25 protein-coding genes are annotated in these 21,965 nt (G+C 66.1%); 6 read left to right on the top strand and 19 right to left on the bottom strand.

Annotation, left to right across the window (positions count from 1 at the left end; genetic code table 11):
• The first annotated feature begins 4 nt into the window (after positions 1 to 4).
• The 3 genes from G5C33_RS03865 to G5C33_RS03875 are packed head-to-tail and all read left to right on the top strand — an operon-like array spanning position 5 to position 1,065.
• Complete coding sequence (locus G5C33_RS03865; RefSeq protein ID WP_165326004.1) at positions 5 to 421, top strand: VOC family protein; 417 nt, start codon at positions 5 to 7, stop codon at positions 419 to 421.
• A 10-nt stretch (positions 422 to 431) separates the two neighbouring features.
• On the top strand, positions 432 to 734 hold the full coding sequence (locus tag G5C33_RS03870) for a polyhydroxyalkanoic acid system family protein (RefSeq protein WP_165326005.1): 303 nt from the start codon (positions 432 to 434) through the stop codon (positions 732 to 734).
• Positions 735 to 768: 34 nt separating this feature from the next.
• Positions 769 to 1,065 carry a hypothetical protein gene (locus tag G5C33_RS03875; RefSeq protein ID WP_165326006.1) on the top strand — a complete coding sequence of 99 codons (297 nt, stop codon included), beginning with the start codon at positions 769 to 771 and terminating at the stop codon, positions 1,063 to 1,065.
• Here G5C33_RS03875 and G5C33_RS03880 read toward each other — a convergent pair.
• From G5C33_RS03880 to G5C33_RS03895, 4 genes are all read right to left on the bottom strand, one after another.
• A complete protein-coding gene (locus tag G5C33_RS03880; protein WP_165326007.1) occupies positions 1,059 to 2,411 on the bottom strand; it encodes a PQQ-dependent sugar dehydrogenase in 1,353 nt (450 codons plus the stop codon). The genes G5C33_RS03875 and G5C33_RS03880 overlap by 7 nt on opposite strands.
• Before the next feature lie 242 nt (positions 2,412 to 2,653).
• Positions 2,654 to 3,562, bottom strand: coding sequence for a hemolysin family protein (locus tag G5C33_RS03885; RefSeq protein ID WP_165326008.1), 909 nt, complete (start codon positions 3,560 to 3,562; stop codon positions 2,654 to 2,656).
• A gap of 8 nt (positions 3,563 to 3,570) precedes the next feature.
• Positions 3,571 to 4,080, bottom strand: coding sequence for an rRNA maturation RNase YbeY (ybeY, locus tag G5C33_RS03890; protein ID WP_165326009.1), 510 nt, complete (start codon positions 4,078 to 4,080; stop codon positions 3,571 to 3,573).
• Positions 4,081 to 4,226: 146 nt separating this feature from the next.
• The gene (locus tag G5C33_RS03895) at positions 4,227 to 5,228 is read right to left on the bottom strand and encodes a PhoH family protein (protein ID WP_165326010.1); all 1,002 of its coding nucleotides are present in this window, start codon (positions 5,226 to 5,228) and stop codon (positions 4,227 to 4,229) included.
• A gap of 357 nt (positions 5,229 to 5,585) precedes the next feature.
• Here G5C33_RS03895 and G5C33_RS03900 point away from each other — a divergent pair, with 357 nt between their 5' ends.
• Positions 5,586 to 6,188 carry an MSMEG_1061 family FMN-dependent PPOX-type flavoprotein gene (locus tag G5C33_RS03900; protein ID WP_165326011.1) on the top strand — a complete coding sequence of 201 codons (603 nt, stop codon included), beginning with the start codon at positions 5,586 to 5,588 and terminating at the stop codon, positions 6,186 to 6,188.
• Between the two features lie 95 nt (positions 6,189 to 6,283).
• On the opposite strand, the gene G5C33_RS03905 is transcribed toward G5C33_RS03900, so the two are convergent.
• The 3 genes from G5C33_RS03905 to G5C33_RS03915 form a co-directional block, all read right to left on the bottom strand.
• A complete protein-coding gene (locus G5C33_RS03905) occupies positions 6,284 to 7,651 on the bottom strand; it encodes a GntP family permease (protein WP_165326012.1) in 1,368 nt (455 codons plus the stop codon).
• Positions 7,652 to 7,704: 53 nt separating this feature from the next.
• The gene (locus tag G5C33_RS03910) at positions 7,705 to 8,739 is read right to left on the bottom strand and encodes a sodium:calcium antiporter (protein WP_165328699.1); all 1,035 of its coding nucleotides are present in this window, start codon (positions 8,737 to 8,739) and stop codon (positions 7,705 to 7,707) included.
• A gap of 112 nt (positions 8,740 to 8,851) precedes the next feature.
• Entirely contained in the window at positions 8,852 to 9,895 is a 1,044-nt protein-coding gene (locus tag G5C33_RS03915; RefSeq protein ID WP_165326013.1) for an aldo/keto reductase, read from the bottom strand.
• Positions 9,896 to 10,035: 140 nt separating this feature from the next.
• Between G5C33_RS03915 and G5C33_RS03920 the strand changes: the two genes are divergently transcribed.
• Complete coding sequence (locus G5C33_RS03920) at positions 10,036 to 10,530, top strand: endonuclease domain-containing protein (RefSeq protein ID WP_323126188.1); 495 nt, start codon at positions 10,036 to 10,038, stop codon at positions 10,528 to 10,530.
• Here the strand turns inward: G5C33_RS03920 and miaB are convergent.
• From miaB to G5C33_RS03980, 12 genes are all read right to left on the bottom strand, one after another.
• Positions 10,477 to 11,784, bottom strand: coding sequence for a tRNA (N6-isopentenyl adenosine(37)-C2)-methylthiotransferase MiaB (miaB, locus tag G5C33_RS03925; RefSeq protein ID WP_165326015.1), 1,308 nt, complete (start codon positions 11,782 to 11,784; stop codon positions 10,477 to 10,479). The two genes, G5C33_RS03920 and miaB, sit on opposite strands and share 54 nt — an antisense overlap.
• An 88-nt stretch (positions 11,785 to 11,872) precedes the next feature.
• The gene (locus tag G5C33_RS03930) at positions 11,873 to 12,388 is read right to left on the bottom strand and encodes a hypothetical protein (RefSeq protein WP_165326016.1); all 516 of its coding nucleotides are present in this window, start codon (positions 12,386 to 12,388) and stop codon (positions 11,873 to 11,875) included.
• A gap of 14 nt (positions 12,389 to 12,402) precedes the next feature.
• On the bottom strand, positions 12,403 to 13,296 hold the full coding sequence (locus G5C33_RS03935; RefSeq protein ID WP_165326017.1) for a lysophospholipid acyltransferase family protein: 894 nt from the start codon (positions 13,294 to 13,296) through the stop codon (positions 12,403 to 12,405).
• Between the two features lie 6 nt (positions 13,297 to 13,302).
• On the bottom strand, positions 13,303 to 13,725 hold the full coding sequence (locus G5C33_RS03940) for a Fur family transcriptional regulator (protein ID WP_165326018.1): 423 nt from the start codon (positions 13,723 to 13,725) through the stop codon (positions 13,303 to 13,305).
• Between the two features lie 134 nt (positions 13,726 to 13,859).
• Positions 13,860 to 14,273 (bottom strand): MucR family transcriptional regulator, encoded by a 414-nt coding sequence (locus tag G5C33_RS03945; protein ID WP_165326019.1) that lies wholly within the window; start codon positions 14,271 to 14,273, stop codon positions 13,860 to 13,862.
• 141 nt (positions 14,274 to 14,414) lie between these two features.
• The gene (locus G5C33_RS03950; RefSeq protein WP_165326020.1) at positions 14,415 to 14,891 is read right to left on the bottom strand and encodes a GNAT family N-acetyltransferase; all 477 of its coding nucleotides are present in this window, start codon (positions 14,889 to 14,891) and stop codon (positions 14,415 to 14,417) included.
• Entirely contained in the window at positions 14,888 to 15,514 is a 627-nt protein-coding gene (tsaB, locus tag G5C33_RS03955; RefSeq protein ID WP_228275185.1) for a tRNA (adenosine(37)-N6)-threonylcarbamoyltransferase complex dimerization subunit type 1 TsaB, read from the bottom strand. Before tsaB ends, G5C33_RS03950 begins: the two co-directional genes overlap by 4 nt.
• A 1-nt stretch (position 15,515) precedes the next feature.
• The gene (locus G5C33_RS03960; protein WP_165326022.1) at positions 15,516 to 16,109 is read right to left on the bottom strand and encodes a malonic semialdehyde reductase; all 594 of its coding nucleotides are present in this window, start codon (positions 16,107 to 16,109) and stop codon (positions 15,516 to 15,518) included.
• Positions 16,110 to 16,138: 29 nt separating this feature from the next.
• Positions 16,139 to 16,714 carry a NifU family protein gene (locus G5C33_RS03965; protein ID WP_165328700.1) on the bottom strand — a complete coding sequence of 192 codons (576 nt, stop codon included), beginning with the start codon at positions 16,712 to 16,714 and terminating at the stop codon, positions 16,139 to 16,141.
• 86 nt (positions 16,715 to 16,800) lie between these two features.
• Entirely contained in the window at positions 16,801 to 17,400 is a 600-nt protein-coding gene (locus G5C33_RS03970; RefSeq protein WP_165326023.1) for a hypothetical protein, read from the bottom strand.
• Positions 17,401 to 17,503: 103 nt separating this feature from the next.
• Positions 17,504 to 17,989, bottom strand: a complete 486-nt coding sequence (locus G5C33_RS03975) for a DUF3224 domain-containing protein (protein WP_165326024.1) — start codon at positions 17,987 to 17,989, stop codon at positions 17,504 to 17,506.
• A complete protein-coding gene (locus G5C33_RS03980; protein WP_228275186.1) occupies positions 17,986 to 18,819 on the bottom strand; it encodes an aspartyl/asparaginyl beta-hydroxylase domain-containing protein in 834 nt (277 codons plus the stop codon). The genes G5C33_RS03975 and G5C33_RS03980 overlap by 4 nt, the downstream gene beginning before the upstream one ends.
• A gap of 235 nt (positions 18,820 to 19,054) precedes the next feature.
• Here G5C33_RS03980 and G5C33_RS03985 point away from each other — a divergent pair, with 235 nt between their 5' ends.
• Complete coding sequence (locus tag G5C33_RS03985) at positions 19,055 to 21,964, top strand: M16 family metallopeptidase (protein WP_323126178.1); 2,910 nt, start codon at positions 19,055 to 19,057, stop codon at positions 21,962 to 21,964.
• The last annotated feature ends 1 nt before the right edge of the window (position 21,965 follow it).

The following is a 21,965-nucleotide window of genomic DNA, read 5'->3' on the forward strand; positions in this document are numbered from 1 at the left end:
CGTCATGCCGCGTCCGTTCCACCTTGCCTTTCCGGTGCATGATCTTGCCGCCGCGCGTCGATTCTACGGCGGGGTGCTGGGATGTGCAGAGGGGCGCTCGGCCGAACACTGGATCGATTTCGACCTGTTCGGACATCAGATCGTCGCGCATCTCGATCCCGCCGCCGGGCCCGCCGCGCACAGCAATCCGGTCGACGGCCATGATGTGCCGGTGCCGCATTTCGGCGTGGTACTGACGATGGCTGACTGGGAAGCGCTTGCGCAGCGGGTAAAGGCAGCCGGGGTCGCGTTCGGCATCGCGCCGCATGTCCGTTTCAAGGGACAGCCCGGTGAGCAGGCGACGATGTTTTTTCGCGATCCCAGCGGAAACGCGCTCGAGTTCAAGGCGTTTGCCGACGACGCGATGCTGTTCGCAACCTGAGGAAACGCGCATGCCCGATCCGATCACGCTCGATATCCCCCACAAGCTCGGCCGACAGGGCGCGCGCGACCGGATCGCGGGCGGCATCGGCAAGCTTGCCGATTCGATCCCCGGCGGCAATGTCGAGGAACATCACTGGGAAGGCGACACGCTGTTCTTCACTGTCACGGCAATGGGGCAGCGGATCGCGAGCAAGATCGAAATCGAGGAAGACAAGGTGCGCGCGACGGTCGACCTGCCGCCTTTCCTTGCGCTGTTCGCCGACAAGATCCGCGACAAGCTGGGCCGTGAAGCGCCCAAGCTGCTGAAATAGGGAACCGGACGCCGTGTCGCGCTTTCCTTTTCGCATGGTTGCTCTTTCCGACCTGACCCCAAAGGGGCGCCGCCAGTTGCGCAACGCGGCGATTTTTATTGTGGGATCGGTTTCGCTCGGAAGCCTGAGCGGCGCGGCGCTGGCGCGCTATACCGTCGCGGGCATGGACCCCTTTTATCGCTATGCGCGCACCGCATCCTATGACGCCGCCTCGCGCGATCGCGAAAACCGTGACTGGGGCGTGCGCTATGACGAAAACCTGCAGCGCGCGGTGGTCGTCGACACGCCCGATGTGCGCGACGACCGAATTTCCGACACCTATTATTACTGATCCGGCGCCGCCGGAATCGGGCGCGGCGGCGCGACGCGCCAGATGACGTTGCCGACATCGTCGGCGACCAGCAGCGCGCCGCTCGCATCACCGATCACGCCGACCGGGCGGCCCATCGCTTCGCCGTCATCGTTCAGGAAGCCGGCGAGCAGGTCGACCGGCTTGGCATCGCGCACCGGAAAGCCGTTATCGGCAAAGGGGACATAGACCAGCTTGTACCCCGCCGGCGGCTTGCGATTCCACGATCCGTGCAGCGAAACAAAGGCGCCGTTGGCATAATCGGGGCCAAGGCGGACATCGCCGGCAAAGGCGATGTCGAGCGGCGCCGTGTGCGCGCCGAGCGCGAAATCGGGGCGCTTGGTATATTCGCGCAGCTCGGGGCGCCCGGGCTGTACGCGCTTGTCGACATGGCCGCCCCAATAATGCCAGGGCCAGCCGTAGAAGGCGCCCAGCGACACCGCCGTCATGTAATCGGGCGGCATGTCCGACCCCATCATGTCGCGTTCGTTGACCACGGCCCAGAGCCGCTGCGCGATCGGATCGAAGGCCATGCCGACCGGATTGCGCAGGCCATAGGCATAGTCGCGCGAATCACCACTCGCGATGTCATATTCGACGATGCGGGCGCGGCCTTCCTCCGCCTCCAGCCCGTCATCGGCGATGTTGGTGGCCGAACCGATGCTGACATAGAGTTTTTCGCCCTCAGGGCCGGCGACCAGCCCGCGCGTCCAGTGATTGCCGCCGCCGGGCAGGTCGAGCAGCTTCTCCGGCGCGGCGGTGATCTTCGTTTCGCCCGGCGTATAGGGGAACCGCAGCAGCGCGTCGGTATTGGCGACGTAGAGCCATTCGCCGACCAGTGCCATGCCGAAGGGCGAGTTGAGATTTTCGAGCAACGCCGAACGCGCATCGGCAATGCCGTCGCCATCGGTGTCGCGCAGCAGCGTGATGCGGTTCGCCGACGGCACGCCGGCCCCGGCCTTGTCCATCAGCTGCGCCATCACCAGCCCTTCGATCCCGCCGCCTTCGCGCGGCGGGGAATTGGTTTCGGCGACCAGCACGTCGCCATTGGGCAGCCGATAGAGCGCGCGCGGATGATCGAGACCGCGGGCGAACGCCGTCACGGTCAGCCCTTCGGGGGCGACCGGCTTCGCGCCCTCGGGCCAGCCGGTTGCGGTCGCGACGTCGACGGTGGGGATCGATTCGTAACGCGGTTCCGAAAGCTCGGGTACGCGTCCACTCACCGCTTCGGGCGTGTGCTGCGCCTCGTCAGGCTGGAAGAGCCAGAACCAGACGGCGACTGCGACGGCGATCAACAGCGCGATGACGATCAGGATTTTGGTTCGCATGGAGCAGAAATAGAAGCTGCGAAGGCCCGCGACTAGGGCTGTTGTCGCGAAGTCGCGTCCCATGCTTTCCGAAAGTCCGATGGGGCCGCCGCCGAAAGGGCTGGGAGGCGGCGGCCCCGGAGAGCCGGTCGATGGGGGTCGACCGGCAGGGGGGATGCGCCCCGTGGCACTTTCATCAGGACAGGGGAAATCGATTTATTGAAAGTTGATGATCGCTTTTCCGATGGGACATTTCGCCCCCGCTATTCCGCCTCGGCATCGGGCTGCGGCGGGTGCAGGCGAAGCCGGGTGACGCGCTTGGGATCGGCGTCGAGAATTTCGAGCGTCCAGCCGCTGTCATGTTCGAGGCATTCGCCCGGTTGCGGCACATGGCCCGCCAGCACGAAGGCGAGCCCGCCGAGCGTGTCGACATCCTCCTCGACTTGCGCGAGCTGCTCGTCGATCGTCTCGCCGACATCCTCGAGCTCGGCGCGGGCATCGGCTTCCCACAACCCGCCTTCGAGCGGGACGAGGAGGCGCACCGGCGCCTCGTCATGCTCGTCCTCGATCTCGCCGACGATTTCCTCGACCAGATCCTCGATCGTGATCAGCCCCTCGGTGCCCGAATATTCGTCGAACACGATCGCCATATGCGTGCGTTTCAGCCGCATCTGCGCGAGCAGGTCGAGCGCGCCCATCGATTGCGGGACATAGAGCGGCTGGCGGATCAGGTCGGTCAGCGTCACCGGCGGCGAGGCACCCGTCGCGAGAATCGCGAAGACGTCGCGAATGTGGATCATGCCGACGATATGGTCGAGCTTCTCGCGATAGACCGGGATGCGGCTATGCTCGGCCTCGGCGAAGAAGGCGACCAGCTCGGTGAAGGAAATCGATTCCTCGACCGCGACGATGTCCGCGCGCGGCACGCCGATATCGCCCGCGTCACGCTCGCCGAAATGCAGGAGGTTGCGCAGCATCTGCCGCTCGATCGGCGTCAGATCGCCTTTCTGCGGCAATTCGCCGGTCTTCTCGTAATCGCGAATCACTTCCTCGAGCCGCTCGCGCAGCGTTTCGCCATGTTCGTCGCCGAACAGGAGCGCGCGCAGCCCGCGCCATAATCCGCCGCTGTCGTTGCTGGAGTCGCCGGAGCTACTACTGGGGCCGTCGGCCATTTTCTGAGTCAGTCCTCCCGAACGGGGTAGGGATCGTGGAGCCCCAGCCGCGCCATCGCGGCCTGCTCCATCGCTTCCATCGCCTCTGCTTCGGCGTCCCCCATATGGTCATACCCTAACAAATGCAGCACCCCGTGAACAATCAGGTGCGATGCATGATCCGCGACCGAAACGTCGCGTTCGCTCGCTTCGGCCTCGCACACGCCGTGGGCAAGTACAATATCGCCGAGCAACACTTCGCCATCATCGCTGTTGGCGGTTACCGATTCGAGAAGGTCGGGCTGAATCATCGGAAAGGACAGGACGTTGGTCGATTTGTCCTTGTCGCGATACTGACGATTCAATTGATGCACTTCGAAATCGCTGGTCAGCCGAACCGCGATTTCGATGTTGGCGCGCGTGTCCAGCCATTCGCCATAGGGCGTCTGGCCGATCGCGGCGGTTGCCGCGCGGGTGGCGCGCTCTTCCCATTCGCCTTCTGGCCAGGGCGTTTCGCGAAGGACGGCGATATCAAGCATGCGATTTCCTTCCTCCCCTCCCTGCAAGGGAGGGGCCGGGGGTGGGTAGCGCGCGAAGCGCGCCCGCCGGGGCATCGAGCCCCGGCGTTCGCGAACCCACCCCTTGATCCCCTCCCTTGCAGGGAGGGGAGGTTTCAATAGCCGATTCAAGCATTGGGGCCCTCATACGCATCGACGATGCGGCCGACGATCGGGTGGCGTACCACGTCCGCCGCGCCGAAGCGGACAATGGCGATTCCTTCCACGCCTTCAAGGCGTCCGACCGCGTCGTTGAGGCCGCTGGCGGGCGGGCCGCCGGGCAAATCGGTCTGATTGGGATCGCCGCAGATCACCATCCGGCTGTTCTGGCCGAAGCGGGTGAGAAACATCTTCATCTGCGCGGGCGTGGTATTCTGCGCCTCGTCAAGGATGACGAAGGCATCGGACAGCGTGCGGCCGCGCATGAAGGCGATCGGGGCGATTTCAATCTCGCCCGACGCAATGCGTCGCTCGACCTGTTCGGCGGGCAGGCAGTCGTACAGTGCGTCGTAGAGCGGCCGCAGATAGGGGTCGACTTTCTCCTTCATGTCGCCGGGCAGGAATCCGATCCGCTCGCCCGCCTCGACCGCGGGGCGCGAGAGGATCAGCCGCTGGACGCTGCCGGTAATGAGCTGCGCCACCGCCTGCGCGACGGCAAGATAGGTCTTGCCGGTGCCGGCGGGCCCCAGCGAGAAGATCATTTCGTTCGAGACGAGCTGGCGCATGTAATGCGCCTGCGCGATCGAGCGGGGGACGATCGTCTTCTTGCGCGTGCGGATCATGATGCTGGGCGCGGGTGCGCCCTTGTCCGACGCGATGATGCCGTCGAGCGTCGGCTGGCTCGACATCGCGATCACCGCGTCGATCAGCCCGGTATCGACGTCCTCGCCGCGAATGACGCGGGTGTGGAGCTCCTGCAGCACTTCGCGCGCCTGGGCGACCGCCTCGGCCGATCCCTCGATCACCACGCGTTCGCCGCGGGCGTGGATGTAAACGCCCAGCCGCTCCTCGAGCGCGAGGATGTTGGCGTCATATTCGCCGAAGAGCTGGGGCAGCAATTGCGGCCGATCGAAGGTGATTTCGACTCGGCTGCGCTCGCCGGACTGGGCCTGGACGGGCTTGCGACTCATGCGGTCCTTTCAAGGGATACGGCGCGGAAGGAGACAAAAGAGACACCACGTCCCCGATGGCTCCGGGGGTGGGAAGGGCCATGCAGGCGAAAGGTTCCGGCGCGGATGTGCCAACGAACGTGCATTGCCGGGCAAGGATGGCAGATGCCGCGTGCGTAGGACAGAGAAATTGTGTGCGCGCGGGCCGGTTTTCTTCGCGTGTCCCCGCATCGCCCCGGCGGCGCGCATCGGCGCGACGATAAAGCCGGTCGTTGCATCGGTGCAACGATGCCGGGGCTTCACCGTCTACGCAGCTGGCGCTTTCGGGCGCAGGCTCCGCGCCCTGGCCGCAAACCGGCGGCGATGGGGAGAGCGGTGATGGCGGTGATCGAAACGATGGAAAGGCTGCGCGAGATCATTCCCGATCCGGGGCCGCGCGCCTCGGCGAAGATACGCGACCGGCTGTGCGATCAGGGGCTGGCCTTCGTGCGGCGCAGCCCGTTCGTGGTGATGGCGACGCGCGGGAGCTGGGGGCTTGAAGTGAGCTCGAAGGGCGACGAGCCGGGGTTCGTCGAGATCGTCGACGAGCGCACGCTGCTGATCCCCGAGCGGCCGGGGAACCGCATCGCGCTGGGGCTGGGCAATATCCTTGCCGACCCGCAGGTGGGGCTGATGCTGGTGCGCCCCGCGACAGACGAAGTGCTGCGGATATCGGGGCGGGCGAGCCTGCTCGACGACTCCGATCTGTGCGAACGCATGTCGGCGCGGGGCGCGCCGGCGCTGCTGGTGATCCGCGTCGAAATCGATCGCGCCGCCTTTCACTGCGTCCGCGCGGCGCGGCGCGCGGGGCTGTGGCGGCCCGAGAGCTGGGACGAACCGACGACGATCTCGTTCGGGAAAATCTATTCCGAAGCGCTTGCGCAGCCGGACATCCGCGAGCTGTTCGATCGCTTCACCGAGGAGAGCAACGCGAAATTGTGAGGGGCGGCCACAGGCGTTGCGCTTGCCGCTCTTGCCCCTCCACCACCAGCTTCGCTGGCGGTCCCCCTCCCCGAGCGAGCTCGGGGAGGAATGTCTCAGAATATCGCGAACAGCGCGATCGCGACGATCAGGCCGATCATCGGCACTACGACGGTCAGGCGGGCGACGGCGCCATAGGCGTCCTTGTGCGTTTCGCCGCACACCGCGCGGATGGTGGTGACGACATAGCCGTTGTGCGGCAGGCTATCGAGCGCGCCCGAGGCGATGGCGACGGTGCGGTGGAGCTCGGCCGGATCGGCGCCCATGCCGACATAATGCGGCGCGATCAGCGGCAGCGCGATCGACTGGCCGCCCGAGGCCGAGCCGGTGAGCCCGGCGATCACGGTGACGGCGATCGCCGCGCCGACCAGCGGGTCGCCCGGCAGGCTCTGCACCGCGCCGAGCGCCGCCTGGAATGCGGGCGAGAGCGTCGCGACCGCGCCGAAGCCGACCACCGCGCAGGTATTGGTGATCGCCACCACCGCGCCGGTCGCTCCGGTCGAAAAGGCGCCGGGCATGCGCGCACGTTCGTTGAGGCCCAGCAACAGCGCGATCACCGTACCCGCGCCAAGGGCCGCGATCAGCGCCCATTTGTCGAGCGATTGCGCAGGCAGGATCGCCGAGAGTGGCCCCATATCCTGCGGATACTGGAACATCATGAAGACGCCGAGCACGGCGACGAGCGGGAGCAGGCAGAGGATCGGGTGCGGCAGCGGGCGGTCTTCGCCTTCGGGATGCTCGACTTCCTCGTCGCTCGCGCGGCTTTCGAAGCGCTCGCCCTTCGCCACCGCGCGCGCGACCATGCGCTGGAGCCAGACATAGCCGAGGCCCGCCATCAAAATCGCGACGACCAGGCTGACCTGCCACCCGGCATAGGCATCGGTGCCGAGATACTGCATCGGAATGAGGTTCTGGATTTCGGGCGAGCCCGCGCTGGTCATCGTGAAAGTGACCGAGCCGAAGCAGAGCGCGGCGGGGATGAAGCGGCGCGGCAGATCGGCTTCGCGGAACAGCGGGACGGCGAGCGGATAGACCGAGAAGGCGACGATGAATACCGATACGCCGCCATAGGTGAGCACCGCCGACGCGCCGACCACGGCGAGTACGGCGTGCCTGATCCCGATCTTCGCGACGATCCAGCGCGCGACGCTCGCCGCCGCGCCCGAAACGCGCATCACTTCGCCGAATATCGCGCCGAGCAGGAACATGAAGAACCAGTCGGCGAAAAAGCCGGTGAAGCCCGCCATATAGCTCGATGCGAAGTCGGGCGCTTCGCCGGCGGCGAGCGGGGGCAGCCAGGCGATGCCGCTGGTCGCCGCGACGATCGCGGCGGCGAGGGGGCCGGCGATCAGGATGTTGACGCCGCGCACGGTCATGTAAATGAGCAGCGCGAGCGCGCCGATAAGGCCGATTGCGGCGATCATGGTCCCTCCCCTTTTTTGCGGTTGTCCGCGCGGGAGAGGGGCCGCGTCAAGCTCTAGCCGAGCGCGACCTGCAATCCCGCTCCGCCGATCCACAGCGTGAGCAGCAGCACCGATTCCCAGCCGATGCCGCCGGGCCCCTGCCGTTCGCGGCGAAGCAGGCCCATCAGCAGCACCGCCGTCATCAACAGTACGACTGCGAACCAGAAGAGCGTGCGTTCGGATACGGCATGGTAGATCGAGCCGCCGCGATAGGCGACATCGCTCGCCGCGACGAACAGCGCATCGAACATGTTGCCGCCGATGATCCCGCCGACCGCGAGCTGGAGCGCGCCGCGACGGACGGCGGCGGTGGTGGTTACGAGCTCGGGCAGCGATGTGACGATTGCCGTCATCAGAGCGCCGACCACCGTTTCCGAAACGCCGAGCCGGCCCGAGAGCAAAGTCCCGGTCTCGCCGACGATCCAGCCGGCGAGGCCGACCACCGCGACGAGCCCCGCGAAGCTCCAGGCGAGGACGGAGGTCCGGTGCGGATCGTCTTCGGGATCATCGGCCTCGTCGCGCGTGTCGGGGGTCGAACGCGGCACCCACATCGGGTCGCGATGGACGCTGTGCGCATTGTGCAGCCCGATCAGATAGCCGGCGACCAGGACCGGCGTGAGCGGATGGATGCCGAGCAGCGCGACCGGCGGCGTCGCCCAGGCGAGGATAGGCAGCGCGACGAGGATGATGAGGATATTCGCCTGCGCCAGATTGACCGCGCTGGCGGCGGCATGCTCCAGATTGACCTTGCGGTATGCGATGTCGGCGAGCGCCAGGAACATGGTCTGCGCGGCGATCCCGCCCATCGCGTTCGACACCGACAATTCGGGATGGCCGCTCGCCGCAGTGGAGACCGAAGTGACGATGCCGGAGATGGACGTGCCCGCGCCGAGCAGCACGCTGCCGATCAGCGCCTCGCCCAGCCCGGTGCGATCGGCGAGCGCATCGGCGATTCCCGCCATCCGCGTCCCGAGCAGCGCGATGACGACCGCCGCGGCGACGAACAGGCCGAGCAGCGTGCCGGTGGAAAGGGCGGCGATGTCAGGCAGGGGGCGTGGGCCGGTGGTGGCGGATCATGGCGGTGGTTCCCCTGCGGTGACGGTCGCTCAGGGGAGTGCGCGAGGCGCGCGATGGTTCCGCCCGATGCCGTTGCGAATGCACTCAGCTGGCGATCGGCGGCAGCAGCTGCGGCAGCGGATTGCGATCGGCCATGAAATTGCGGTGCATGTCATAGGGATAGCGCAGCGGCCGCGCGCTGACCGTATCGAGCCGGGAAATCTCTTCGTCGGAGAGCGCCCAGCCCGCCGCCGCGAGATTGTCGGTCAGTTGTGCGACGGTGCGCGCGCCGATCAGCACAGATGCGACGCCGCCGCGCCGCACCGCCCAGTTGAGCGCGACCTGCGAAATGCTCGCGCCGTCATGCTCGGCGGCGATCTCCGCGAGCGTATCGACGATGCGCCGCGCCTGATCGGTGTCGCGATCATCAAGCATGTTGTTGGCGATCAGCCGCGCCTGATCGGCACTGTCCCCGTCGCGATATTTGCCGCTGAGATAGCCGGCGGCAAGCGGACTCCAGATGATCGCGCCGACTCCCTCGGCATGGCCCAATGGGAGCAGCTCGTCCTCCGCCTCGCGCCGCAGCAGCGAATACTGGATCTGCTGGGCGACATAGCGTTCGAGTCCCAGCCGGTCCGACGTCGCCAGCGCGCGCATCATCGTCCAGCCGGCATGGTTGGACGATCCGATATAGCGGACCTTGCCCGCGCGGACGAGGTCGTCGAGCGCGCGCAGCGTTTCCTCGGGCGGAGTGACGAGATCCTGATTGTGGATCTGATACAAGTCGATCCAGTCGGTGTTGAGCCGCCTGAGGCTCGCCTCGCATGCTTCGATGATATGGTGGCGGCTGGCGCCCAGGTCATTGACGCCGGGCCCGGTCGGCCCGACGAACTTGGTCGCGATCAGCACGTCGCGCCGCCGCGGCCCCAGCGCCTCGCCGAGCAGGCTTTCCGAACGCCCGGCGGCATAGGCATCGGCGGTGTCGAACAGATTGACGCCCGCATCGAGGCACAGGTCGATCTGCTTCTTCGCCTCGGCGATCCCGGTGGTGCCGACGGGTGACCCGGCGGGATTGTCGCCGAAGGTCATGGTGCCGAAGGTGAAGCTCGAGACTTTCAGGCCGCTGCGCCCGAGGAAGCGATATTCCATGCCGACTCTCCCCTGCCTTTTGGTGGGAAGGATCGGCGAAAGGCCGCGCGGGCGCAAACCGCAATGGCGATTTCGGGGGCGGGTAGGCAAGGGGCGGCTTGCCGAGCTAGGCTCACGCCATGCGCCGCATTCCAGAAGAAATGACGCGCCGCGCCCGTGAACTACGCAATGCTTCGACCGAAGCGGAGCGGTACGTCTGGCGCCGCGTCTCGCGCTTCCGGCCGAAATTCACGCGGCAACTGGTGGTGGGGCCATATATCCTTGACCTCGCCTGTCGCGAGGCCAAGCTGGCGGTCGAATTCGATGGCAGCCAGCATCTCGATGCGGCCGATTACGATGCGGCACGGACCGCGTTTCTGGAGCGCGAGGGCTGGACGGTTATCCGCTTCTGGAATGCCGAGGTTGCAGACAATCCCGACGGCGTGGCGGCGGAGATATTGGCGAAGGCCGCCGAGTGCCTCGGCGGCACCCACCCCCAGCCCCTCCCTGGGAGGGAGGGGAGGAAGAGAAAGCCACGTTCTCGCAAAATGATCTCCCCTCCCTTTAAGGGAGGGGCCGGGGTGGGTAGAGCCCCAAGGCGCCTAGGCCGCCGCCTTCACCCGCGCCACGCCGCCCAGCGAATTGGGTCCGGCTGAGACGATCTCCACCGCCACCATCTCGCCCACCTGTGCGTCGGTCTCCAGATGCACCGATTGCAGCCAGGGTGACTTGCCGATCATCTGCCCCGCATGGCGGCCCTTGCGTTCGATCAGCACGTCGCAGCTCTTGCCGACCGTCGCTTCGTTGAACGCGAGCTGGTGCGCGTTGAGCGCCGCCTGCAGCCGCTGGAGCCGTTCGCTGGCGACCTCATCGGGGATGAAGTCATCCACCATTTCCGCCGCCGGGGTGCCGGGGCGGGGCGAATATTTGAAGCTGAAGCACTGGGCGTAGCGCACTTGCTCGACCAGGCTCAGCGTTTCCTCGAACTCGGCGTCGGTTTCGCCGGGGAAGCCGACGATGAAATCGCCTGACAGCGCGATGTCCGGCCGCGCGGCGCGGACGCGCTCGAGGATGCGCAGATAGGAATCGCGGCTGTGGCTGCGGTTCATTGCCTTGAGCACCCGGTCGCTGCCCGCCTGGACCGGCAGATGGAGGAACGGCATCAGCTTTTCGACGTCGCGGTGCGCGTCGATCAGGCCCTGCGTCATGTCATTGGGATGGCTGGTCGTGTAGCGGATGCGCTCGAGCCCGGCGATTTCGTCCAGCGCGACGATCAGATGTTCGAGGCCGCGATCGCCGTCGCTCCAGGCATTGACGTTCTGCCCGAGCAGCGTGATCTCGCGCGCGCCCGCATCGACCAGCGCCTTCGCCTCGTCGACCAGCGCATCGAAACCGCGGCTGACTTCGGCGCCGCGCGTATAGGGGACGACGCAATAGGTGCAGAATTTGTCGCACCCTTCCTGCACCGTCAGGAAGGCGGTGGGACCGACCTTGCGGCGGGCGGGGAGCGCGCCGAACTTGGCGATGGCGGGCATGTCGGTGTCGAGGCTCGCCGCGCCTTTGGCGGCGTCGGCCACCAGTTGCGGCAGATTGTGATAGGCCTGCGGGCCGACCACCACGTCCACCTTCGCGCGGCGGATGATCTCCTCGCCCTCGGCCTGCGCGACGCAGCCGGCGACGGCGATCATCGGCGCGCGGCCGTCCTTCCGCAGGCGGCCGATTTCCGAATAGACTTTCTCGGTCGCCTTTTCGCGGATGTGGCAGGTGTTGAGCACCACCAGATCGGCGGCGTTCGGATCGTCGGACGCAGTCAGCCCCTGCGCGGCCATCAGCTCGGCCATGCGCTCGCCGTCATAGACATTCATCTGACAGCCATAGGACTTTACGTGGTATGTTTTGGGATCGGTCATTTGGCGGCGCGCTATAGCGATTGTCGCGGGGGAGGTCGATTCCTCGCGTCAGCCTCCCGAGCTGGGACGGAACGAATTGCGTATGGTTTTAATCCGGTGTTGCTGCGGCCAGGGGTTCGATTTCGATGATCCGATGCACCACGATGTCTTCACGCGACGCTCCCATATGCCCATAGTGTCCGGGAACGCTGGTTTTCCTGCCGATGAACGCAATCCGGTAGTTGGTCGTGACCCCTTTCTCGGCGGCTTCGTTCACAGCAGGCGGCAGCTTATTCCAGACGCTATCGACGCTTAGCCATATTCCGCTGTCCTCCTCCGGTGCGGGAAGGTGGTCGAGATTGGGAAAGAACCGAGATGCCTCGAACTCGTCGCGCCATATTCCCTCGAAATGCCGCGGCGGATCGAAGCGATAGCACGCATCCTTTCCGATGAATTCGGAATAGTCGCCCGCTTCGGCCTCAACCTTGTGGTAGCAGGGGTGACCAAAGATCTGGCTTAATCCCAGCGCCACGTAGATCTGGTCGGTGGTGCGCCGGAATGCCGAGGGTGGATTTCCCCCCGGTGCCGAACAACCGCCGAGGATTGCTCCCACAAGCGCCAGCACTGCGAGGCTCCTGGTCAGGCCGACTCTCCTCCGAGCGTGGCGGTTGATGAAGCGGCTTCCGCGCCACGTTTCCCCGCCCACCAGTCATGACCGATGAATTGCTCGGGCGGCGACCCTGTGCGTTCCTCGAACGCTTCGCTGATCCGGCGCTTCGCTTCCGCCGCCAGCGCCTTGCGCGTCGGAAAGTCGCGCGGGTGGAAGGGGTCGAGGAAGACGCAGCGGACGCCGAAGCTGCCCTTGTTCGAGAGCAGCCGGACTGCATTGTCCTTGCCGCGTTCCTCGCCGATCCACGAAAGGTTGCGTCCGCGCGCGTCGAAGACGAGCAGGATCGGCTGGACCATCACGCCGGGAGGCGGGGGTTCGAGCACTTTCAGGAGCGGCGACTTGAACGGGAGCAGCGATGCGCCGTCGGTCGTCGTGCCTTCGGGGAAGACGGTTACGGCCCAATTGTCGTGAAACGCCTCACGCAGCTGGTTGATCTGATCGGCGACGCGCAGCCGTTCGTTGCGCGCGACGTACACCGTTCGGTTGAGGCTCGCGAGCCAGCCGACCACCGGTGCCTTCTGCAGCTCGGACTTGGCGACAAAGGCGCTGCCGCTCGTCCCGCCGATCGCGAGGATGTCGATCCAGCTGACGTGATTGGAAATGTAGAAGACGTCGCGCTTCAGGGGCACGCCGATCTTCTTCACCCGCGCGCCGCAGATGCGCGCGGCGGCACGCAGGAAGAAGCGCGGCCAGGGCGAGGGCAGGCGGAATATGCGAAAGAGATAATGGAGCAGCACCGTCGGGATCAGCGCGAGCAGCAGCATCGCGACGCGCAGCCACAATCGACACCATCCGATCAGGCTCACCTTTGGCGGGCGGCCCTCGGCGGCGGCGTGATGCCGTTCCTCGGGAGTGAGCGCCATGCGGCTTCAGCTCTTGCGGTCTAGGGAGACGCCGTAGAGTTCCATACGATGGTCAACGAGACGGAAGCCGAGCCGTTCCGCGATCTGCTTCTGCAGCAGTTCGAGTTCGGGATCGACGAATTCGATCACCTTGCCCGTTTCGACATCGATCAGATGGTCGTGATGCGCCTCGGGCGCGGGTTCGTAGCGCGCGCGGCCGTCGCCGAAGTCATGGCGGTCGAGAATTCCCGCCTCTTCGAACAGGCGCACGGTGCGATAGACAGTGGCGATCGAAATGCCCGAATCGATCGCGGATGCGCGCTCATAGACTTTTTCGACATCGGGATGGTCTTCGGCATCCGAAAGCACCCGCGCGATCACCTTGCGCTGTTCGGTGATCCGCAGCCCCTTTTCGTGGCACAACGCTTCAAGATCGATCTTACGCCCCATGACCTCGAAATGGCGGTACGGCGGGGAAAGGTCAATGCCGCGCGCGGACAAATCCGCGCCGGCCGGCGCGGAACCGAAAAGGCCCGCCGGTGCCGATGCGCCGACGAGCCCCTGTTTGCTTGCCGTGAAGGCGATCAGCGCTTGCGGCGCTTGGTGCCCAGGCCGATCTTCTTGGCCAGCGTGCGGCGCTGCTCGGCATAGTTCGGCGCGACCATCGGATAGTCGGCCGGGAGATTCCACTTGGCGCGATATTGTTCGGGGGTCATCTGATAATGCGTCATCAGGTGCCGCTTGAGCATCTTCAGCTTCTTACCGTCCTCGAGGCAGACGATATAGTCGGGCTTGATAGACGCACGGATCGAAACGGCCGGTTCCTGCTTTACTTCCGGCTCGGCTGCTTCGGCATTGAGGCCGGAGAGCGCGCCGTGCACGTTCTGGATGAGCAGCGGAAGGTCCGACACGGCCACGCTATTGTTGGAAACATGCGCCGCCACAATATCGGCGGTGAGCGTGACCAGCGTTTCGTTCAGTTCAGATTGCGAATCCATTATTTTCCTTTCGACCCGTGAGGTGCTTTCTATTCGTGCCCCCTGTAGCGCGCTATCACTCCATTTCAGAGCAATTGCAATAGGCCATTACGGTAAACATGCCCGGGGCAAGTAAACCAATTTCGAAATATATATGTTAAATTAGATCAAGGATCGGGAAAATGTCTGGGCGTCAAAGGACTCGCCCGTCTTGCCGCGGTAATAATTACGGCGCTCACCAATCTTGCTGAAGCCTTCCGTACGATAGAGATGCTCGGCGTCATTGCCGGCCCTGACTTCGAGGTGCAAGTTACTCGCGCCCCGCGACCGTGCCTCGGCAATAACCGATCGCAGTAAAATGCCGCCGATGCCCATTCGCCGCATCCGCGGCAGTGTGGCCAATAGGAGCAATTCGGATTCATCCGCGGCGATCCGCGAAAGCGCGAATCCGGCGACGGTGGCATCGCGCTCGGCCAGCGTCAGCCACACGCCGGGCAGCGAGAACATCCCCATGCATTGCGCGGCGGTCCATGCCTCGCCGAAACGGGGATCGAATGCTTCGGCCATGATCGCGGCAACGGTGGAAACATCGCCGATGCCGCCCGCCCGCAGCCGCGTGATGTTGAGCGCCGTGCTCATGCGCGGACCTGCGGTTTGGCATCGGGCGCGCGGCCGTAGATCGGCCGTGGCGGAAGCGCGGCGGCGTTGGCGGGAAGCAACGGCGCATCGGCGGCGCGGGGCAATGCGTCGCGCGCGGGATAGGCCGGGTCGAGCGCGAGCAGCCGCGGCACGCCGCTGCCGATTGCGGCCAGTCCCGCGCAGGCGGCAAGCGCATCCTGCGGGTAAAGCGATTGCAGCGGTGTCGCCGCCTCCAGCGGTTGCGCAGTGAAATGCTGCATGAAGACCTGACCATGCCCCCCTTCGAGCACCACGGCAAGCCGCTCGCTGCCAGGATCGTCGCGGAACGCGGCGGCGGCGACCAGCGAAAGCGAGCCATAGCCGTGCACGGGAACGCCCCAGCCGATGCCAAGGCCGACTGCGGCGGCAAGGCCGACGCGCACGCCGGTAAAGCTGCCCGGCCCGCAATCGACAAGGATGCGTTCGGCACGTCCGCCGTCGGGCAGTTCGCTTATCATCGGCACCAGCCGTTCGGCATGGCCGCGCCCGACTTCCTCATGAAATGCGGCGATCACGCTGCCACCGGCGATCAGCGCGACCGAACAGGCGGCCGTCGCGGTTTCGATCACCAGCGTGCGCGGCACGTCAGACGACGCGATTGAATCGCTCGAATTCGGGTCGGGGGAGTCGTTCGAAGATGCTGCCGGGATCGCCATAGCCGAAAGTCGATATGAAGTTGGACTTCACATGGGGCTGGTCGGGGAAAAAGGCTTCGTCAACCTTGGCGTTGTCGAATCCCGACATCGGGCCGGTGTCCAAGCCCAGCGCGCGGGCCGCCATGATGAAATAGGCGCCCTGCAGCGAGCTGTTGCGGAAGGCATGGTCGCGGCGCGCGTCGAGATCGCCCTCGAACCAGCTTTTCGCGTCGGTATGGGGAAAGAGCCAGGGCAGCTCCTCGTGGAAGTTCCAGTCCATCGCGATGATCACCGAAGCGGGCGCCTGGCGGATCTTCGCGGCATTGGTGCCCGATGCGCACTCGGCCAGCTTTTCCTTGCCCGCAGCGCTGGTGATCCACACGAACCGCGCCGATTGCTGGTTGGCCGATGTCGGTCCCATCTTCATCAGGTCGTAGATGCGCCGGATAGCGTCTTCGCCCACGGGCGCATCGGTATAGCCGTTATAGCTGCGCGCGGTGCGGAACAGGGTGTCGAGCGCTGCGTCGTCGAGCGGCTTTCCCACTTGCTTCTCCTGATTGGAATGGCGCCGGTTCAGACGGCGCGGACCTCGGTCACTTCGGGAACATAATGTTTGAGCAGCTGCTCGATCCCGTTCTTGAGCGTCGCGGTGGAGGAGGGGCAACCCGCGCAGGCGCCCTGCATCTGCAGATAGACCTTCCCCTGGTCGAAGCCGCGATAGACGATGTCGCCGCCGTCATTGGCAACGGCCGGGCGCACGCGCGTATCGATCAGGTCGCGGATCTGCGCGACGATATCGGCATCGGCCGGGTCGTCGGTGATCTCGGCCTCTGCGGGGGGCACGCTGATCCCGGCGGCGGTGCCGGGTTTGAACAGCGGCATGCCCGCCGAGAAATGATCGAGCAGGATCGCCAGCACGTCGGGCTTCAGCACGTGCCATTCCACGCCCGGCGCGGCCGTGACCGAAATGAAATCGCTGCCGAAAAAGACGCCGGTAACGTCGCCGAGACCGAAAAGCGCTTCGGCAAGCGGCGAGGCTTCGGCTTCCTCGGGTGTGGCGAAATCGCGCGTGCCGCTTTCCATCACGGTGCGTCCGGGAAGGAATTTGAGCGTTGCCGGGTTCGGAGTCGGTTCGGTTTCGATCAGCATGTCCGCCATGTGGCGGTGCGCGCCCGGCGGATCAAGTGCCGGGCGAGGCGGGCCGTCGCTTCGCGAACGGTTCCCGACCGCAGTGTTCAGGGCACGCAGGCGTCGAAGAAACGCGCGATGCGGGGGGCCGCTTCCTCGTCAAAGGGAACTTCGAACGATTCCTTGCCCCACCAGATTTCCAGCGGGTCGCCTTCGCGAAACGCCCGCAGCGGGCCGTCGTCCTTGGGCAGGACGACTTCGATCGACACGCCAAGCTGCGTTTCGTTGGTCATGATCTCATATTGCCCGGTTTCGCGCCCGGCGGAGACAGTGAGCACATCGGGACGCCGTTCGACCACGTCGCTCGGGCGCATGAAGGACAGGACCACATTGTCGTCATTGACCGGGCAGCGCATCGCGAGCCGCAGATTGTCGGTCGCCGGCTCGCCATAGACGAGGCGCGGTTCGCCGCGCGAATAGCGCCAGGCCATCTCCGGCTCCGACTCGGGATCGGGCGAAGCCTGCGGCGTGGGCATGGGCGTGGCGCTCGGCGTGGCGGTCGGTTCCGGCACGGCCGAAGGCATTGCGACGATGGCGTTCACTTCGGATGACGGGGCGGGTTCGGGCGGCGCGGGCTCGCTGTTGCAGCCGCCGACGAGCATTCCGCCGCCGACGAGCGTTAGAAGCGTGCGCTGTGCGGATCGCATGGGGATCTCCCGACGTGATTGCAGCTCCAGATGCCGTGCCGGAACACGGTATCCGTTTCAACAACGGTCGGGAAGGCCGAACGCTCCCTTTTGTGGGACAGGTTCAGTCGGGCAGGCGATAGCGCAGCACATAGTCGTGCCGGCCATCGGCCACGGAAATCTCCATCCTGCCCGAAAGGCCGGCCAGTTCTCCGGTGCCCGATCCGGGCACGACCGTGACCAGCAACTCCGGCTCGCCGTCATCGACGATCCCGCGATGGACGAGGACGAAACCGCCGCTGCGCCCGTCGAGCGTGCCGGTCACCGTCTCCATCGCGACATAGGCGGCCGATTGCGCCGGATCGCCCGAGGCGAGCATCCGGCCGTTGCTGATCGCCTGAAGGTCGCCCGAAAAGGTCTTCACCATAGACATGGCGCCGATCGTGTCGCCGACAGTTCCGGCGGGCGCCATGCGCACTTCGAATGTGCCGCGCGCTTCGCCGTCCTCGGCCGCGGCGTCGACGGGCGGCTGCGCGGCGGCAGTCGTCCCGGCGACAACGATCAGGCACAGCGCCGCACGCGCAAGGACGACCGGACGAAGGCGTTTCATATGTCCATTTCCTTCATCGCCGCGTTCCAGCTCAGCACATTGTCGCGCGCTTCCTGCACGAAAGCCGACCGACGGACGATCGACAGGAATTTCTCCGCCACCCAGCGACCCGGGTTACGCAGCGGGCGCTTCACCTGAATCAGCAGCACCACGCGCGTGCTCGCCGTGTCGTTCCATACCTCATGGTCATAGGTGTCGTCGAACACCAGCGTTTCGCCTTCGCTCCAGCGCACGACGCGATCCTTGACGCGCATCCGCACATCGCCGTCGCGCGGCACGATCAGCCCCAGATGGCAGGTGATCAGCCCCTTGGTGACGCCGCGATGCGGCGGAATATGCGTGCCCGGCGACAGGATCGAGAAAAAGGCGCTGTTGAGGCCGGGAATGCGTTTCACGACCGACGCGGTGACGGGGCACTGCGCGATATTCTCGTCGATGCCGTAGCCATAGCCCCACAGGAAATAGCTGCGCCACCGGTTCATCGGTGCGATCGCGCGATGATCGGGCGAGATGCTTGCCAGCGACGGCGCGTCGCGGCCGACCAGCGTCGCGGCAACCGCTTCGTCGCGAATCGCCTCCCAGTTTTCGCGCAGCATCGCAGTCCATTCGAAATCGCGGACATTGAGCACGGGATCGTTGGCGATCAGCGAGGAGCGCGAAATGACCGCGTCGAACACGCCGCGCAGATGCTTGCCGACGCGGATGACCAGCGGGCGGCCGCGCTCGCCCTGCAGCGGGGCCTTTTCGGCGGGCGCGCCGGAAATGACATTGACGTCGGGCACGCGCATGGGCTCGTTGCGATTGGCGGCCTTGCCGGTTTGTGGCCACATTGCGCGATCTTCGGCTGACGGTTTTACGCTCACGGTCTGATTCGTCCCGATTCCCCTGAAGGTTGCGAATCGGCCCGAATGTGTTGCGCTGCGGCGCACCCCTGCCCCATTCGGGTCGGTCGATGCATATTGGGTACGCGCGACTTTGGTCGAAATGATGGCGAGTATCGGGCGGTCGGCCCGGCCAGGCGCGATTTGGCCACTGGCGAGGCGTTTGCGACGCGGCTAGAAGGCCATGATGCGCTGTATCCTCCGCATTTCGCGTTTCGCCCTTCTTCTCCTCGTCGCCGCGCCGTTTCCCGCGCTTGCGCAGCAGGCTCCGGCCACCGCTGCGGCAACCGATCAGGACCGCGACAACACGCCGTGGCTCTATCGCGACAGCGACGTCCCCGTCGATCCGGCATGGCGTTTCGGCACCTTGCCCAACGGCGTGCGCTATGCGGTGCGCAAGAACGGTGTGCCGCCGGGGCAGGTATCGATCCGGGTCCGCATCGATGCCGGTTCGCTGATGGAAGGCGATGCCGAGCGCGGCTATGCCCACTTGCTCGAACATCTTTCGTTTCGCGGATCGGCGCATGTTCCCGACGGCGAGTCGAAGCGTATCTGGCAGCGGCTGGGCGTCACCTTCGGGTCCGACAGCAACGCCGCGACGACCTTTACCCACACCGTCTATCAGCTCGACCTGCCCAATGCCGGTCGCGCCGGGCTGGACGAAAGCATGCATATCCTTTCGGGCATGATGGCGGCGCCGACCATCACGCAGACGGCGCTGGACGCCGAGCGGCCGGTAGTGCTCGCCGAACAGCGCGAACAGCCCGGCCCGCAGGTGCGGATGCAGGACGCGCTGCTATCGCTGATGTTCGCGGGACAGCCGCTGGCGCAGCGTGATCCGATCGGCACCGTCGAGACGCTGACGGCCGCCACGCCGGAGTCGGTCAAGGCGTTTCACGACCGCTGGTATCGCCCCGAACGCGCTGTCGTCGTGCTGGTGGGCGATATGGATCCGGCGCTGCTCGAGGAAATGGTGGTCAAGCATTTCTCCGGCTGGCAGGGCGTCGGCCCGGCGCCGGAAACTCCCGATTTCGGAGCGCCGGAACCCGGTCATCCGGTGAGCGCGGCGATCGTTGAGCCGGCGATGCAGCGCCTGGTGACGATGGCGGTGATGCGGCCCTGGACGGTGTTTCAGGACACAGTGATCTTCAATCAGGAACGGATGGTCGATCTGATCGCGATCCGCATCCTCAACCGGCGGATGGAAACGCGGGCGCGAACGGGCGCCAGCTTCATCGCGGCGGGCGCCAGCCTTGATGATGTCGCGCGCTCGGCGAACGTGACGACGATCCGGCTGCTGCCCGTCGGCGACGACTGGGAAGCCGCGCTTGGCGATGTGCGCGCGATCATTGCCGACGCCATCGCGCATCCGCCGACCCAGGACGAGATCGATCGCGAAGTCGCCGAGATCGACGCCGCGATGCGCAACGCGATCGCGAGCGAGCCTGTCGAGGCCGCGGCGATCCAGGCCGACGACATGGTTCACGCCGTCGACATCAACGAAACCACGACCAATGCCGAAGGCAGCTATTCGATCTTCCGCGGTGCCGTGGATGCGGGCATGTTCACGCCCGAGGCGGTCCAGGCGGCTTCGGCGCGCGTCTTCCAGGGCACGGCGACGCGGGCGCTGGTGAATGTCCATGCGTCCGATCCCGAGGTCGTCGGCGAATTGGCCGAAGCGATCACCGCGCAGCCGGCGGCGCAGGCGCGGCGGGAGAATGTCGCCGACGTCTCGTTCGACGATCTGCAGCCGCTGGGCGAACCGGGCAGTGTCGTTTCGCGCGAGACGGTGGTCGCCCAACCGGAAATCGAGCAGGTCAATTTCGACAATGGCGTCCGGCTGATCGTCCATTCCAATCCGTCGGAGGTCAGCCGGGTCTATGTCCGCGTGCGCTTCGGCGGCGGCCTCGGCGCGTTGCCGGCCGACCGTCAGACCCCGGCATGGGCCGGCGACCTCGCGCTCGTGGCGAGCGGCATCGGCCCGTTCGGCCAGGAGGAGCTCGACACGGTGACCGGGCAGCGGCAGATCGGACTCGATTTCGCGATCGCCGACGATGCTTTCGTCCTTGGCGGCCAGACCACAGCCGAGGATCTCGACGATCAATTGCTGCTGCTTGCCCAGAAGCTGCAGAATCCCTCCTGGGACCCCAATCCCGTCAATCGCGCGCGCGCAGTGATGCTCGCCGGCTATTCCGCGCGGAATGCCTCGGCCGACGCGGTGCTGTCCTCGCAGCTCGATCGCCTGCTGCGCGCGGGCGATCCGCGCTGGGGCGTCCCATCGCGCGAAACCATCGCCGCGCTGACGCCCGAGGCCTTCCGCGCCTTCTGGGAACCGATCCTCAAGTCCGGCCCGATCGAAGTCAGCGTGTTCGGCGACGTCGATCGCGAAGCCGCCGTCCAGGCGGTGGCGCGGACCTTCGGCGCGTTGCCGCCTCGCCCGGCTGCCGCCAATGACGGCGCGCCGGTCCGTTTCGCCGCGCATGATGCCGAGCCGGTGGTGCGCCGGCATGAGGGACAGCCCGATCAGGCCGCGGCGGTGATCGCCTGGCCGACCGGCGGCGGCAGCGACGGCATCGCCGAAAGCCGCAAGCTGGAAATCCTCGCGGCGGTGTTCCGCGATCGCTTCATCGACCGGCTGCGCAGCCAGGCAGGGATCAGCTATTCGCCGACCGTGATCAGCCGCTGGCCGGTGGGCGCCAATGCGGGCGGCGGCGTGCTCGCGCTCGCGCTGGTGCCGCCCGACAAGACCGACCTCTTCTTCCAGGTGGCGCGCGATATCGCCGCCGACCTTGCCGCCAATCCGATCGGGCAGGACGAACTGCGCCGCGCGGTGGTGCCGCTGGGCCAGACGATCCTGCGCCGCTCGACCGGCAATAATTTCTGGATGGACCTGGTCGAAGGCGCGTCGCGCGATCCGGCCCGCTATGCCGCCGTGCCGGATCTGGCCGACGATTATGTCGGCACCACCGCGCAGGACCTGCAGGCGCTGGCCGCCAAATATTTCGATCCCGCGCGCGACTGGACGCTCGAAGTGCTTCCGAGCGCACAGGCACAGGGAGCCGCGCCGGCCGCCGCCGCCGCGCAGGGGCGCTGAC

Source organism: Sphingosinithalassobacter tenebrarum, from assembly GCF_011057975.1.
Taxonomy (GTDB): domain Bacteria; phylum Pseudomonadota; class Alphaproteobacteria; order Sphingomonadales; family Sphingomonadaceae; genus Sphingomonas; species Sphingomonas tenebrarum.

Excerpts from the sequence above, each read along its gene's own strand:
- G5C33_RS03980 (WP_228275186.1), bottom strand. The coding sequence starts at position 18,819 with ATGTGGCCACAAACCGGCAAGGCCGCCAATCGCAACGAGCCCATGCGC.
- G5C33_RS03920 (WP_323126188.1), top strand. The coding sequence starts at position 10,036 with ATGACGCGCCGCGCCCGTGAACTACGCAATGCTTCGACCGAAGCGGAG.
- G5C33_RS03880 (WP_165326007.1), bottom strand. The coding sequence starts at position 2,411 with ATGCGAACCAAAATCCTGATCGTCATCGCGCTGTTGATCGCCGTCGCA.
- G5C33_RS03905 (WP_165326012.1), bottom strand. The coding sequence starts at position 7,651 with ATGATCGCCGCAATCGGCCTTATCGGCGCGCTCGCGCTGCTCATTTAC.
- G5C33_RS03875 (WP_165326006.1), top strand. The coding sequence starts at position 769 with ATGGTTGCTCTTTCCGACCTGACCCCAAAGGGGCGCCGCCAGTTGCGC.
- miaB (WP_165326015.1), bottom strand. The coding sequence starts at position 11,784 with ATGACCGATCCCAAAACATACCACGTAAAGTCCTATGGCTGTCAGATG.
- G5C33_RS03940 (WP_165326018.1), bottom strand. The coding sequence starts at position 13,725 with ATGGGGCGTAAGATCGATCTTGAAGCGTTGTGCCACGAAAAGGGGCTG.
- G5C33_RS03950 (WP_165326020.1), bottom strand. The coding sequence starts at position 14,891 with ATGAGCACGGCGCTCAACATCACGCGGCTGCGGGCGGGCGGCATCGGC.
- G5C33_RS03935 (WP_165326017.1), bottom strand. The coding sequence starts at position 13,296 with ATGGCGCTCACTCCCGAGGAACGGCATCACGCCGCCGCCGAGGGCCGC.
- G5C33_RS03975 (WP_165326024.1), bottom strand. The coding sequence starts at position 17,989 with ATGAAACGCCTTCGTCCGGTCGTCCTTGCGCGTGCGGCGCTGTGCCTG.
- G5C33_RS03945 (WP_165326019.1), bottom strand. The coding sequence starts at position 14,273 with ATGGATTCGCAATCTGAACTGAACGAAACGCTGGTCACGCTCACCGCC.
- G5C33_RS03870 (WP_165326005.1), top strand. The coding sequence starts at position 432 with ATGCCCGATCCGATCACGCTCGATATCCCCCACAAGCTCGGCCGACAG.
- G5C33_RS03885 (WP_165326008.1), bottom strand. The coding sequence starts at position 3,562 with ATGGCCGACGGCCCCAGTAGTAGCTCCGGCGACTCCAGCAACGACAGC.
- G5C33_RS03985 (WP_323126178.1), top strand. The coding sequence starts at position 19,055 with ATGATGCGCTGTATCCTCCGCATTTCGCGTTTCGCCCTTCTTCTCCTC.
- G5C33_RS03970 (WP_165326023.1), bottom strand. The coding sequence starts at position 17,400 with ATGCGATCCGCACAGCGCACGCTTCTAACGCTCGTCGGCGGCGGAATG.
- G5C33_RS03915 (WP_165326013.1), bottom strand. The coding sequence starts at position 9,895 with ATGGAATATCGCTTCCTCGGGCGCAGCGGCCTGAAAGTCTCGAGCTTC.
- G5C33_RS03965 (WP_165328700.1), bottom strand. The coding sequence starts at position 16,714 with ATGCTGATCGAAACCGAACCGACTCCGAACCCGGCAACGCTCAAATTC.
- ybeY (WP_165326009.1), bottom strand. The coding sequence starts at position 4,080 with ATGCTTGATATCGCCGTCCTTCGCGAAACGCCCTGGCCAGAAGGCGAA.
- G5C33_RS03895 (WP_165326010.1), bottom strand. The coding sequence starts at position 5,228 with ATGAGTCGCAAGCCCGTCCAGGCCCAGTCCGGCGAGCGCAGCCGAGTC.
- G5C33_RS03865 (WP_165326004.1), top strand. The coding sequence starts at position 5 with ATGCCGCGTCCGTTCCACCTTGCCTTTCCGGTGCATGATCTTGCCGCC.
- G5C33_RS03900 (WP_165326011.1), top strand. The coding sequence starts at position 5,586 with ATGGCGGTGATCGAAACGATGGAAAGGCTGCGCGAGATCATTCCCGAT.